Annotated in this window: 9 protein-coding genes and 1 pseudogene; 5 read left to right on the top strand and 5 right to left on the bottom strand. The window is 42.9% G+C overall.

Annotation, left to right across the window (positions count from 1 at the left end; genetic code table 11):
• Positions 1 to 413 precede the first annotated feature (413 nt).
• On the top strand, positions 414 to 1,385 hold the full coding sequence (hemC, locus tag AACT52_RS33870; RefSeq protein WP_073628212.1) for a hydroxymethylbilane synthase: 972 nt from the start codon (positions 414 to 416) through the stop codon (positions 1,383 to 1,385).
• A gap of 261 nt (positions 1,386 to 1,646) precedes the next feature.
• Positions 1,647 to 3,113 carry a glycogen synthase GlgA gene (gene glgA / locus AACT52_RS33865; protein ID WP_073628210.1) on the top strand — a complete coding sequence of 489 codons (1,467 nt, stop codon included), beginning with the start codon at positions 1,647 to 1,649 and terminating at the stop codon, positions 3,111 to 3,113.
• A gap of 337 nt (positions 3,114 to 3,450) precedes the next feature.
• Here the strand turns inward: glgA and AACT52_RS33860 are convergent, their stop codons facing one another.
• The 4 genes and pseudogenes from AACT52_RS33860 to AACT52_RS33845 form a co-directional block, all read right to left on the bottom strand.
• Positions 3,451 to 6,480: a two-partner secretion domain-containing protein gene (locus tag AACT52_RS33860; protein WP_158054535.1), complete on the bottom strand. Its 3,030-nt coding sequence runs from the start codon at positions 6,478 to 6,480 to the stop codon at positions 3,451 to 3,453.
• A 352-nt stretch (positions 6,481 to 6,832) separates the two neighbouring features.
• Positions 6,833 to 7,123, bottom strand: a pseudogene (locus tag AACT52_RS33855) (SulP family inorganic anion transporter); the annotation flags it as partial.
• 71 nt (positions 7,124 to 7,194) lie between these two features.
• Entirely contained in the window at positions 7,195 to 8,136 is a 942-nt protein-coding gene (locus AACT52_RS33850; protein WP_073628343.1) for a glycosyltransferase family 8 protein, read from the bottom strand.
• Positions 8,137 to 8,392: 256 nt separating this feature from the next.
• Complete coding sequence (locus AACT52_RS33845) at positions 8,393 to 9,607, bottom strand: acyltransferase family protein (protein ID WP_158054533.1); 1,215 nt, start codon at positions 9,605 to 9,607, stop codon at positions 8,393 to 8,395.
• A 976-nt stretch (positions 9,608 to 10,583) separates the two neighbouring features.
• Here AACT52_RS33845 and AACT52_RS33840 point away from each other — a divergent pair.
• Both AACT52_RS33840 and AACT52_RS33835 read left to right on the top strand, forming a co-directional pair.
• Complete coding sequence (locus tag AACT52_RS33840) at positions 10,584 to 10,811, top strand: hypothetical protein (RefSeq protein WP_198940838.1); 228 nt, start codon at positions 10,584 to 10,586, stop codon at positions 10,809 to 10,811.
• Between the two features lie 644 nt (positions 10,812 to 11,455).
• On the top strand, positions 11,456 to 12,394 hold the full coding sequence (locus tag AACT52_RS33835) for a M23 family metallopeptidase (protein WP_198940837.1): 939 nt from the start codon (positions 11,456 to 11,458) through the stop codon (positions 12,392 to 12,394).
• Here AACT52_RS33835 and AACT52_RS33830 read toward each other — a convergent pair.
• Positions 12,385 to 12,567 carry a hypothetical protein gene (locus AACT52_RS33830; RefSeq protein ID WP_143172722.1) on the bottom strand — a complete coding sequence of 61 codons (183 nt, stop codon included), beginning with the start codon at positions 12,565 to 12,567 and terminating at the stop codon, positions 12,385 to 12,387. The genes AACT52_RS33835 and AACT52_RS33830 overlap by 10 nt on opposite strands.
• A gap of 194 nt (positions 12,568 to 12,761) precedes the next feature.
• On the opposite strand from AACT52_RS33830, the gene AACT52_RS33825 reads away from it, so the two are divergent.
• Complete coding sequence (locus AACT52_RS33825; protein WP_073628204.1) at positions 12,762 to 13,376, top strand: peptidoglycan-binding domain-containing protein; 615 nt, start codon at positions 12,762 to 12,764, stop codon at positions 13,374 to 13,376.
• Positions 13,377 to 13,709: the final 333 nt, after the last annotated feature.

Here is a 13,709-nt window from a genome sequence, read left to right as displayed (position 1 = left end):
TCAATTTTAGTTTGAGGAGTTTATATTTTCTAAAGTTCCTTTGCAAAAGGCAAAAAAGAAATCTAGCCATCCCTTAGAACTTCCTTGACAGTGTACTAGCCTCAAACTTTTTATAGTGTATAAGTTGTACTTCCCTTCAACTACTGCCTATTCCGCAAAAATATCTGCCTAATATAGATGCTTGTAAAACAACTTCAGAAAGTCAAAAGTCAAACAAAAGAAATATTTTGTAACTTTTGACTTTTTACTTTTAATTTAAATTGCTACTTACTACTGAAGTTCACAAATTTAGTGAAGATATGTAAAGATAACTAAGAATAATCTTGAACTCAAATTGGGCACAAAGCTGATAAGTCACCCACTGCGGTAGTCTAGATAAAGTGAATTTATCTCTTGGCTTGACATATTTCTTTATGACATCAGTTATTTCCAGTCCTGCTCGCACAATTCGCATTGGTTCTCGCAAAAGCCAACTGGCTCTGGTTCAAACTTACTGGGTACAAGAACAACTCCAGAAAAGCTTTCCAGAGATGTCTTTTGAAGTCCACACCATGTCTACCCACGGCGACAAAATCCTGGATGTTGCCTTAGCCAAGATTGGCGATAAGGGATTATTCACTAAAGAACTCGAAGTGGGAATGCTTAATCAGGAGATTGATTTTGCCGTTCACTCCCTCAAGGATTTGCCGACTCGCTTACCAGAGGGGTTAGTACTCGCAGCGATTACAGAACGGGAAAACCCAGCAGATGCGTTAGTGTTGCATGAAAAACACAAAGGTAAACAAATTGATACACTTCCAGAAGGCGCTGTCATCGGTACATCTTCCCTACGACGCTTAGCACAGTTGCGGCATCATTTCCCACACCTACAGTTTAAAGATGTGCGGGGAAATTTGAACACGCGCATGGCAAAGTTGGATGCAGGTGAGTACGATGCGCTGATTTTGGCTGTTGCTGGTTTGCAGCGATTGGGAATGGGCGATCGCGTCCACCAAATCTTACCAAAAGAAATTTCCCTCCATGCTGTTGGACAAGGAGCTTTGGGGATTGAATGCCGTGCTGATGATGCCGAACTGCTATCACTCCTTAAAGCGATTGAACATCCCGAAACACGCGATCGCTGTCTTGCTGAGCGCTCCTTTTTACGTGAGCTAGAGGGAGGTTGTCAAGTACCCATTGGTGTAAATACTGAAATAAATGGTGATAATTTAACTTTAACGGGCATAGTTGCAAGCGTGGATGGTCAAAAGCTTGCCAAAGACACAGTCACTGGTGCGGCTCAAGATGCTGAACAGCTAGGCAAAGAACTAGCACAAATCTTGCGGAAACAAGGAGCGCAGGAAATTTTGGATGAAATCTTCACCCAGATTCAACGGGGTTCCTGAGCTGTTCTGCAAACAGATGTGATTAGATAAGAATGAGATCTCTTGCAATCATTCGGTTTCTTTTAAATGAAACCACAGATAAACACAGATAAACACAGATGCTTTATCTGTGTTTATCTGTGGTTTTAAATGTTACAAAGACTTGGATTATTGCAAGCCGTCTACTGATTTCTGTGGCACAGAATGTGAAAAGATGCAATTCGCGTCTTTTCTGTTAGTAGACTTCTAACCTAGGCAGAATCGAGGGACACACAGACTATCATGCGGATTTTATTTGTTGCAGCAGAAGCAGCTCCCGTTGCGAAAGTTGGTGGAATGGGTGATGTTGTCGGAGCACTACCCAAAATCTTGAGAAACATGGGGCATGATGTGCGGATATTCTTGCCTTACTACGGCTTCCTACCAGACAAAATGGAAATTCCCAAAGAACCAGTATGGAGGGGATATGCCATGTTCCAAGACTTTGCAGTTTACGAAGCCGTTCTGCCTGGTACTGATGTTCCCTTGTATTTATTTGGACATCCAGCTTTTTTGCCCCGTCGCATTTACTCTGGAGAAGATGAAGAGTGGCGGTTTACATTATTCGCCAACGGAGCAGCTGAGTTTTGCTGGAATTATTGGAAGCCGGAAATTGTCCACTGTCACGATTGGCACACAGGAATGATTCCCGTGTGGATGCATCAATCTCCTGATATCAGCAGTGTTTTTACGATACACAACCTGGCATATCAAGGACCGTGGCGCTGGTACTTAGAGAAAATTACTTGGTGTCCTTGGTATATGCAAGGACACAATACGATGGCAGCTGCGGTGCAGTTTGCAGACAAGGTGAATACAGTTTCCCCAACTTATGCCGAGCAAATCAAGACAGCTGCTTATGGTGAAACTTTAGAAGGTTTATTGTCTTTCATCAGCGGCAAGTTGTCGGGTATTATCAATGGCATCGATACAGAAGTTTACGACCCAGCCACCGACAAATACATTACCCAAACCTTCACTGCTGATACTTTAGACAAACGCAAGGCGAACAAAATTGCTTTGCAAGAAGAACTGGGGTTAGAAGTAAACTCCAATGCCTTTTTTATTGGTATGGTGACGCGGTTGGTGGAACAAAAAGGCATTGATTTGGTGTTGAATATTCTGGATCGCTACCTGGCATATACAGATGCACAGTTTGTTTTGTTGGGGACAGGCGATCGCTACTACGAAAGCCAAATGTGGCAATTGGCATCGCGCTATCCTGGACGGATGGCAACTTACCTACTGTATAACGATGCTCTAGCTCGCCGCATCTACGCAGGTACCGATGCGTTCCTGATGCCTAGCCGTTTTGAACCTTGCGGTATCAGCCAAATGATGGCTTTGCGTTACGGTTCTGTACCAATTGTCCGCCGCACTGGGGGATTAGTTGACACCGTATCCCACCATGATCCAACAAACCATGCAGGTACTGGTTATTGCTTTGACCGTTATGAACCACTGGATTTGTTCACCTGTATGATCCGGGCTTGGGAAGGTTTCCGTTACAAGGATTACTGGCAGGCAGTACAGCAACGTGGTATGAGTCAAGACTTCAGTTGGTATCAATCTGCCAAGCAGTACGTCAAGCTGTATCGGTCAATTTATGGCTTACCTGAGGAAGAAGAGCAACCGCCACAGCAGGAAACGCAAGTAAGTGAGCCACTAGCAACTCACACTGCTGAGGAGATTGAACAATTACCAGCGTAAATAAGTTTGGCGTTGCTGAATCCAGGGATGATTCTTGTGGGGTAGGCATCCTGCCATTGGTGTCAACTTAAGCTAAAACCCTTCTAAAATTTCGTTTCCAGGTTCCACCTGGAAATGCCCTTGAAGCGGCTTTGCCGCTCTTAAGCAAGGCAGAGCCTCCCAATAGGCATCCCCAGCCAGAGGCTGGGAACGAGGCAATCTCTAAAAGCTTGTTCTATACTGCTTTTCACCTTAAGTTGACACGTATGGCATCCTGAGCGCCCAAAAAATTCAAGGCATGATTCTTGTGAGGTTTTAAATAACGTTGTGCGATCAGCGAAGCTGCGCCCTTTCCCCCTCACTGTTGCAAACAACTAGCAGGAGTAGAACCCAAATTATTGCCATTGGAAGTATGGGAAATGAGGGTAACTTGCCCCTTGCCGTCGAACACCCATCCCGTAGCAGGCACAATTTTCATAGCATCAGCTTTAGACGGTGGTTTTGCAGCAGGTTTCTCAGAAGCTTGCTGTTGTGTAGTAATAGTTGGTATGCGATTATCTGTCCAAATCACATCACTGCTGAGGAAATCGTAAGGGTTGGGGGGTAAACCGCCGCGTCCGGTGATAGTAAATTTGCTTTTTTCTGTGTCAGCATCTGTGCTAGCAATGCCAGCACAGCTAGTCTCTCCTATTAGCTCTGATGTATCTGCTAACACTATGGGCAGTTCCACCAATCCCAAACTCTGGTCTACATCTGGTCTATTAATTGTTATCTCGCCACTGATTCCACTTTGAGAAAAAGCAGTGATGTCATTGTTTGGCGTGAACTCAAAGCTAGGCTCGATTCCAAACAGACCAGATGTGTTAATCTCGATTTGACCACCTCCGCCACTGAATGCATTCGCGGTGATGTCACTGTTTTCATTAGGGACGGCAACAATGAATCCATTGGGAGCATTAATGGTGATGTTACCCCCGTTGCCTGCACCTTGAGCAACACCCGCAGTGGCAGAGATTGAACTATTGCGACGCAGCAGGAGTAGATCCGAGTTGAGGATAATGTTGCCGCCATCGACTGCGTTGGACTCAGCATTAATCGTGCCTTGGTTGTCGAGCGTCAGGCGAGGCGTATTCAGGATGATATTACCAGCCGGACCCGTTGCGCTAGAGCGAACCGAGAGACTGCTATTCGGTGAAATTTGAGCAATGCCGTTAGGAAACTGGTTTAAGCGACTGAAGTAAGTGGGATCATTACCCGCGATTGTAACTCCTTGATTGGCGTTGATGGTGACCGTACCAGCAGATCCACTGCTTTCGCTGGTTGTGAAGATTTGTCCACCATTAAGCAGTTGTAATGTGCCGAGGGTGAGGTTGATGTCGCCGCCACGCTGATCATTAAAGGTTCGAGCATCAATCACACCACCCTCACTGACCTTCAATGCTGGCGCAGTAATCGTGATATTGCCGCCTTTGCCAGTGCCAACAATCGTGGGTCCACTTCCAGGGATAGTGGGGTTGTCACCTGTGGTCGAGAAAATAGCGCTGGAGCGTCCATTGTCCCTTGCGCCTGCAACGATGATAGGCTGCGTCGCAACAATCAGCACATTACCTGCATCTCCCTTGCCAAGAGCGCTAGTATCAATTTGTCCCCCGTTCAGCAGGTCTAAAGACCCTGTGAAAATGCGGACATCTCCACCTTGCCCCACTCCTTCATTTTGCCCCATTCCTTCTGAGTTCACTCGGCTCAAGGCATCGCTATTGTCGAAAATGACGCGATCGCGAGCAGTAACGATCACATTTCCAGCATTTCCATTGCCTAAGGTGCTGGCACTTAATTGCGTACGGTTGAACGCTTCCAGAACACCAGTAGAGACTTGCACATTTCCTGCGTTTCCCTTTCCTCCGTCAGACACAATGCTAAAGACAACACTAGAATTGAGGGTGACGCGATCGCGGGCATCAATGTTCACGTTTCCAGCATTTCCATTGCCTAAGGTGGTGCTGATTAGTTGCGAGCCATTAAGAGCTTCCAGAACACCAGTGGAGACTTTGACATTTCCTGCGTTTCCCTTTCCTCCGTCAGACACAATGCTAAAGACAGAACTAGAATTGAGGGTGACGCGATCGCGGGCATCAATGTTCACATTTCCAGCATTTCCATTACCTAAGGTGGTGCTGATCAGTCGCGAGCGATTAAGCGCTTCCAGAACACCAGTGGAGACTTGCACATCTCCTGCGTTTCCCTGCCCTCCTAGAGTAACAAAGCTGCCTACACTGCCATCATCTAGGGTGAGGCGAGCGCGGACGTTGATATTAATATTTCCTGTATCTCCTTTGCCGAAGGTCCTGACTTCCATCCCACCATCAGTTAAGGACAAGGTGCCAGTTGTGACATTAATATTCCCCGCATTACCCACTGCTTGCGTTTGCACATCATTGAAGACATTGCTCCCAACAACTTTTGTTTCCCCTGTGGCATTGAGCGTAATATCTCCCGCTTGACTACCAACTGACCCCAAACCTCGCCTAATGCCAGCCCTCAGGACGCTTCCTCCCGAAATGTCTATATTTCGGGCATTGACTGCAATACTCCCGCCACCAGCAGCGTTTACACCTACAATAGCTTGATTTGTCAGAGATATATTTGCTCTCGTTGCCTTATCAGGAAAGCCCAAGCTCAAATTGTTGCCGTTTACTACAAGTCCCACAGTTCCAGGCGAAGCCAATCCTCCCAACTCAATTCGTCCTCCTAATGCTCCCAGCAAACCTGCCTCTATCGCAACATCACCGCCTACTAGCGCCAAGGTTTTTCCTGGTTCAACAATAAGACCATAAGTCGCATCCGGTGATGGAGATTGATATTGGATCTTTCCCGGATTTGCCCCAAATTGCAGACCCATTGGAACACTCACAGTCAGCAATGGTCTTGTTTGGGTACCGTCTGTCCTAAACTCTGTGCCATCAGCAAATTTCAGACTGCTCGCTGTACTTGCCAAAAACGAACCGCCAATATTCAACTGCGCATTCGGACCAAAGACAATGCCGTTCGGATTAATCAGAAACAGGTTAGCTGTACCTACGGTGCGAATCAACCCATCAATATTAGAGATAGACCCACCTGTTACACGACTAATGATGTTTTGAATGTCAACCGTATTGTTAAAGGAAGCTCTGTTACCAGTGGGAACAGAGAACTGCTGGAAACTGTGGAACAGATTACCACCTGCTTGGGTTCCGCCTGTGATGTTGAAGGTGTTCCCATTTATATTGACGATGGAATTATTTGGAAGAGTGCTATCTGGGGCGATTTGAGCCAGGGCACAATTTGCACTCCAAATATACGCGCCACCCATCGCGATACCTAAGATCCAGCCCCAACGAGTACTCATGGCAAACATTGCATTCCTCCCTAGAAGCAGTAGTTACCCCAGCCGTCTATGTGTCTATTTTTTCTTACGCAAGTTTTATATAACTTTTATACGTCTACTGTCAATGTTATTGCTGCATTAAAGATGCGATCGCACTCTGTGCCATCGCAATCACAAAAAATCCTTACAGCGCTTATTCTTATTATTCTTATGATTAGACCACAAATCGTAGGGTGGAGAGAAGTCCTGCAGGCGGGTTTCCCGCCGTAGGGAACTTCGGGGCATTGCCGATAAAAGCCCATGTGGTGCACATTTGAGATATTGCTGAGTAATGCCCACCTTAGCTGAAAACCGCTATAACTGAACGGTATTGAGTTAAAACCGTCGCTGCAAATAGATATTCCAGTCCGTGTTGTTTAACCAATGTGATCATCAACAGCGCCATTGCACCCGTAGCAGCTGAGATTAAAGCCGGTCGTCCACCCACAAAGGCTGTGATCACAGCGATAGAGAAAGAAGCGTACAGCCCAACTTTCGGATCGACACCTGCGATGATGGAAAAGGCGATCGCTTCCGGAATCAGCGCTAACGCGACTAACGTACCTGACAATATGTCTGCTTTGATATTGGAAAACCACTCTCGCTGCAAAACTTTTGTATTCAAATCATCCTCCCCTTCAGTTGAATCCAGAACACACGAAAGTACACGACAGAAAATCTATTTACGCGACCTTTTTAAAGCTTGGCTGTAGTTAGTGAAGTGACTTTCATAAATTTTCTCCAAAGTCGTCTCCAGTAAGTATCCCGCCATCCTGACCAAGCTGTTATGTCAAGATATTCAAAGAACAAATGTTTTTTAGGGTGTTTACATTCCTCTTTCAATCCTGCATACCAGGGTTTAGGAGAATTCGTATAGTGAATAATGCAAGGATTCTCAAGCAGTTCATTATAGACTTCTGGTGCCAAGGGACTATCTTGCGATGATTGATAGTCATATATTTTTGGCATTATATTCCATTTAGGGTGAAGTTCTCCCCATTTGCCTGCAAGCACTGCGTTGAGACCATCCTGATCGTTACGCACATATTCTCTATTTTGTTTGACATATTCAATGACTTTTTGACCTATATTCTCATCTCGCCATTTTTTCAAATTAATGACTAAAAGCCCAGAATTAAAGTATTTATAATCTGGAGAAATACCTATCTCCTTATAGTTTCTTAAACCCTCGGACATCCCTATATTTAACTCAACGTCATCCTGAACTGCTAATACATAATTCTCTTCAATGTCAATGTCCCATAACTCTGCCAAATCTCCCGTCACTACCATATCGGTATCTAGATAAATTGCCTTATCAAATTCTTTGGGCAAAAATTCAGTAATCAGAAGCCGATAATAGCAAGTAGGTGTCAGATGCCTAGTCAATACAAGATTTTCAAAGAGTGCGTTATCTGGTTTGACCCAGGTAACACTAATTTGTGCTGGATTCAGCGATTTTGTAATCTTACGTTTATTAAACTCGCTAATTCCTCCATCTAGAACGAATAAGGCTATTTTGCGATTATTTTTCACGTTTGCAACTGCTGAAGAAACTGTAACAGCAAGTGGCATTGCATAGTTATTATCAGCAGCACAGACAAGAACAATTGGTTGAATATCAGATTTAACAGACATAAGCTCCATCCTATTCATTCCTAAATCAATAATGGGACTTTAAAGCTTTATTCATAACACATTATTCGTTTTTCGGAAAAATAAAATTTCCTCTGGTGATGTCCGCCAAGTAATACGGAAGGATTAGCTTATAAAATGACTGAAACTATCCTTGAACCACCTAAGTACGTAAAATGCGTTGGGTAAAAATCACACTTGATTAATACCTTGACGACATCAATTTGATCGCAAGACAAATAATTTGTTATCAAACACATCACTTCAAAACTTTTGCAAAAGTTTTTTGAATCATCAAATCAGAAAATTGAGAGCGATCAAACCGTTCTAGTATTCGGGAACTTATCCAGGTTCCGACTAGAATGGCTCCGAAAAGAGAAACCCGCAAAACTTTAATTCCAATCGCTGAATTATCGAACAAAGGTGTTAAGGGAGCATCCATCTTTTGGGTGATAAAAACCAAGAGATAGTGAGTCAAAAAAATGTAATAAGACCAGACACCTAACTGACTCATTTTGGAAAAAAAGGCAGGCAACTTTTTCTGGAGAAATGAGCCAAGATTGAGAAACCACAGAATAATACCCACGGCAATCACAAAATCAGCAAAAACCCACCCCCAAAAGCCTTGATATATCAAGGCATTACCAGCGAGCCAGATAAGAAATCCCAGAACACCCATCCAAGGATTTAAGAGTACTTTATGAAAGATGGAAGAGTTCCGCACTAGACCAACAGCTGCTACCATACCAATCGCAAACTCACCAAGCCTTGATGGAAAAAAATCAAAAGCATATTCGTGCTGGAATCGGAAATCGGTTGGAAGTTTATCAAGCGGTACACCCAGCACTGGAAACAGCTTGGCATAATGTCTGTATCCAGTAGGAATACCATCCAACCAGTAAAGTGCGATCGCTCTATAGACAAACTCAAATACGATTGTCACCAAAAGGGCGAACAGCACAACTCTCACGGTTTTATGTTTAACGACCAGCTGATATAACCAGGGAAAGGCTAGGTAAAAACTGACAATGAAAGGGATAAACCACAATGACCCATTAGGCTCAACTTTAACAATGGGATTTAACAGGGTTAACTTAAGCAGTAGGGCATCGTTGACTAACACATCCAAGGGTAATGAAAGTGCATTCAGCAGATTGCGACCTTCAAACAGGTAAACACAAGCCAAAATCAGGTATCCCCACAGACAAACCATCCAATACGAAGGTAGAACTTTCCTGAACCGCTTCACATACCATTTCTTCCACGAGATGTCTGAATCTCTTTTGAGGCAGGAATAGGTAAGTCCAAATCCACTTAACACAATAAAGACATGAACCCCCTGCCAACCAAACCATTCTGGTCTCCAATGAATCAGAACTATCCAAACAATTGCCAAACCTTTACAAAAATCTAGCAAGCCGAGGACAGGCGCTGGTGCCTGGGAAGTATTTTTCTGCACCTCAGAATTGAGCACAATACAACCTCCTAATGGTATATACCTGTTGAGTAGTTTCCCTTCTTCTTTGTTCACCCAGCTCTCCCACCAACGGCTCAATGTGAACAAGTACCACATATAGAGCTGCAATTCCACGTAAGCCATCTAAGTAGCGAAGATGGGGTTTCTTATCATAAACTTTTGTTATTACTTTAGTCATTAGGTTCTTTCCTACTGTTTTTACTTAAGAATATTTGTGCTTTTTTTAGCAGTAGTATTGAATTCTAATTAATAATTAACCATCCTCTTTTATAAGACTTACTTAACATTTCCTGCCGATTCTAGTAAATAGATTCCATATGGGTTTATGGAATTCAGTAATAAGATTATGTAGACCTCACAAGTTCCTTTATGTTCCGGTTTCTGATCAGTCATGTAGGAACAGCCACAGCAACATAGCTCTTAATAAATTAGTCAATAAAAATTCATAAATACCTATTTATTCTGGAAATAAAAGTTGGTTATTCATCGCTAGATAGAGCAATACTTGTCTTAAAAAGTTACAAATTTTTTGCGCATTCTGCTCGTGCCAGCTAAATTTATAAATCTGTATTTTTTTCTAGCAGATTCATAACACAAATTCAGATGGCTCATGCATATTTTCTCAAATCAGGAAATATTTATAATTAGAGAAAATATTCAACGCAGATGTTATTTCATTGCTATTTTTAGCTGTATAAGAGATGTCTTGTTCGCAACAATATGCTGTTGCTCACCAATACGGTTCAGTTAGTGATATTAATCTTTAAAAATCCCCTAACACCCTTTTCAAAGGAGCTACATTCTCCCCCTTTGCAAGGCAGAGTTGAAGGGAATTTAGCTTTATCTGAGCCATATTGATTTGCTCACAAGCAAATCTTGTGGTTAGTATTCAATATCTAAGATTGAAAATTCACATTTGTTGGGAATCCGAGACACTACTTCCATCTTCGGAACTGATTCACAACTGAATACCATGACTTCACCACGCCATCCATCAAAATATGGGATGAGCAGATGGTTTAACTGGCTATTTTATGAAGTTGTGCCAACAGTTATTTCAACAAATTATACCTCTTCCACTTATTCCAATGGAGAAGTGAAATTTCCTTACTTTCATCAAGATATAATTATTGAATTTATCGTATTATTCCCAACTCATGACAAGTACATCAGGGTGGAGTATCGCCAACTTCAGCCATAACATTGAAGTTGACCATCGGAGCGAATAAATACACACTTCCCCGACTACTATAACGGCTTTCTTGGAGCCAGTTTTTAGAGTCTGTTTTTGTAAACATGATGTACAAAAATGATTTACATTTTAACGAGTTCGCCTTAATAGCTATGTAAACAGTCTATTAACCTTACTTTATAAGTAACACGCAAAATATTTGTAAAAAAATTGTATATTTTTGATCAAAATTCATAAACTTTTGATGAAATCATTTTTCAAAGAAATTAACTAAGGATTCTCTTCAAAAAGATAAGCTTATTAGAACTCAGTGGTGACAGGTTAAGAAAACTACACTGTTGTCAAATGGGGAGTGGGAAAAGGCGAGAAATCGAGCTTGGGGATAGACTTTTGTAGTGCTTTGAGCACACCATGATATCTAGAGCTATTTAAGTACATTGACTGATTCACAAAAGGCACAATATCTTAAACTGTTACGAGAGTGCAAGCGACTTCAGTCTTCTGGTACTTTTACAGAAAATTTCCTCTTCCTTATCCAATAGCAGGCATAGTTGCGAATTTACCCAGATGACACTCCTGATATTCCAGGCTTAACACTGTAACAGCAAATAACCAAAGACATCCTAAACCATTTTTCTAATGGGCTTTAACTAATGAAAAAAGTTACTGTTTCTCAAATATGTACGTATGGCTTGATAGGGTTAACGTCTTTAACTGCTGTGATAAGTACAAGTACGCAGGTTTTGACTCAGACAGCACAAAAGTCCAATACTCCACAAAAATCTCTTCCTTCTAACTTGATTTGGCCCACTCAAGGGATGGTTTCTCAAGGTTTTCGCAGATATCAACATGAAGGAATTGATATCGCAGGGGCATCTGGGACTCCTATTATTGCTGCCGCATCCGGTACAGTAGTCAAAGCAGGTTGGAACGAATGGGGATTAGGCAATGTCGTAGTCATTGAGCATACTGATGGCAGTATCACAGTTTACGGTCACAATAGTCGCTTGTTGGTGAAACAGGGTCAACAGGTGAGCCAAGGTCAAGTTATTTCTTCCATGGGGTCTACAGGTAATAGTACGGCACCTCACCTACACTTTGAAGTTCGTAAACATCATCGTTTTGCCGTTGATCCGATGACTGCATTACCGTCTTTAATTGCAGGAAAAATCCCACAACACCAGATGACAAGCCCTGCTTCTGTGGCATCCGTTGCAAGTCAATCAATCAGCCAAGTCTCGCCAGCAGAGAAACAGCAGCAAGTTTCACCTTCGCAACCAATTCCAGTGGCTGTCGGCGGCTCTGTAATAGCTGATACTAAATGCAATGGCACTACAGTGATTGAAGGTGAAACAGCAAATGTCTTGGTCAAAGTTTGTCAGGAAAATGGTCAGCTGTTTTACATCGGACAATTAAAGCAAGACCCAAACCAGCCTGTACGTATCCCAGCTTGGAGTGTTGGCAGTTCTCAGTATCGTGCAGAGAATGGTAGTTTCTCCTACCTCGTTAGCCCTGACAAGGTGGAAGTTTGGCGCAATGGTCAGCAAGTGCGTTCTGATACTTTTTCCACTTCAAAGCAGTTTCAACAGTAAAGTTGGCTATCTGCCCTTACGAATACTACAGATGCGATTTCCGTAAGGGCACGGCGCTTTATGCGAACGCGAGTACGTGCCCTTTGGGCATTGGCACAGAGTACCCGCTTGAGGGCGATGGACTCAGCCCCGCCAAGGCGCGATGGGCAAAGCCCCGCTGGAAGCGATCGCATAGTACCAGCCCTTGTATTTTCAAGATCAATCGTGTTTATCCGGATTTTTTTTTGAAAAATTATTTTTTCTTAATCATGTTCTAGGTAAAAATCCTTTACGATAAAGGGTAGTCTAAGTTACATTAGACAAAATTCAGAGAAAAGCGAAGTAAAACTCTGCATTCCGTGAATTTTCCAGTATAAAGGAGCTTACTGTGGAATATCTTGCTTATTCTCTCATGGATAGTGCCTACGCAGAGGCAACTAAAGATACGGAATTTACCCTTCCAGAAATTAAACTGAAACTTAACTGGAACAGAAATTTCAAATCTGCTTGGTTAACTTTTGCGAGCATGGGTGCGTTGGTTGCAATTTTAGCTCAGGCTCAATCAGCCTCAGCAACGTACTACGGTCCAGCAAATAACTATTATGTTAGGACAAACGGCAGTGATCTCACAGTCCGCAGAGGTCCTGGCGAAAATTATGGTGCTGTTGCATCTTACCGTAATGGCTCACGACTTCCACGAGTCGTAGCATACAGGAATGGATTTGCTAAGCTATCCAATGGTTATTACGTTGCTGCCAATTGGATTAGCAAGAAACCTGGCACAGGGTACACTCCTGGTCCTGGTGTTGGTGGTCCTACCACTCTAGGTCTCGGATCTGAAGGTTCTGCTGTTGCAAGACTTCAAAGAATTTTGGGAGTGACACCTACTGGATATTACGGTTCAGGGACGGAAAGTGCAGTCCGGAACTACCAGGCAAGAAATGGTTTACGTGTGGATGGAATCGCTGGACCGGAAACGCAATCTGCTTTGGGAGTTTATTAATAGGTAAGCTTTCACTCAGAATTTGGTCTTAGAACCACAATAGCTGGTATTCAACCAAGGTGTTAGCGGCACTATTATTTTTCTGGATAAATGCTTTTCCCCTGTCTGTTTGGGGCAAAAAATAGGCAGGGATTTTTGTTTTTGAAAATAAATTTAAAATAAATTTAAAATAAATTGAAATTTTTGATTTGGCTCTAGACCCTGTCAAAATTTCTTATAACGTTTAAAGCAGAAAACCCATTGGATAGCCGTGGGAGTGACAAAGAACAGTAAAGATACGCGTTAGACGGAATTTGGGGAAGAGCAAAGAAAAATCTCTGTACTCATCACACT

Origin of the sequence: Scytonema sp. HK-05 (assembly GCF_963872035.1) — a bacterium.
GTDB lineage: Bacteria > Cyanobacteriota > Cyanobacteriia > Cyanobacteriales > Nostocaceae > Kalymmatonema.
The sequence above is the reverse complement of the archived record's forward strand: the minus strand, read 5'-3'. Positions and strand labels throughout refer to the sequence as shown.

Bases quoted from the DNA above. Each gene is read 5' to 3' on its own strand.
- hemC (WP_073628212.1), top strand. From the start codon at position 414: ATGACATCAGTTATTTCCAGTCCTGCTCGCACAATTCGCATTGGTTCT.
- glgA (WP_073628210.1), top strand. From the start codon at position 1,647: ATGCGGATTTTATTTGTTGCAGCAGAAGCAGCTCCCGTTGCGAAAGTT.
- AACT52_RS33860 (WP_158054535.1), bottom strand. From the start codon at position 6,480: ATGAGTACTCGTTGGGGCTGGATCTTAGGTATCGCGATGGGTGGCGCG.
- AACT52_RS33850 (WP_073628343.1), bottom strand. From the start codon at position 8,136: ATGTCTGTTAAATCTGATATTCAACCAATTGTTCTTGTCTGTGCTGCT.
- AACT52_RS33840 (WP_198940838.1), top strand. From the start codon at position 10,584: ATGACTTCACCACGCCATCCATCAAAATATGGGATGAGCAGATGGTTT.
- AACT52_RS33835 (WP_198940837.1), top strand. From the start codon at position 11,456: ATGAAAAAAGTTACTGTTTCTCAAATATGTACGTATGGCTTGATAGGG.
- AACT52_RS33830 (WP_143172722.1), bottom strand. From the start codon at position 12,567: ATGCGATCGCTTCCAGCGGGGCTTTGCCCATCGCGCCTTGGCGGGGCT.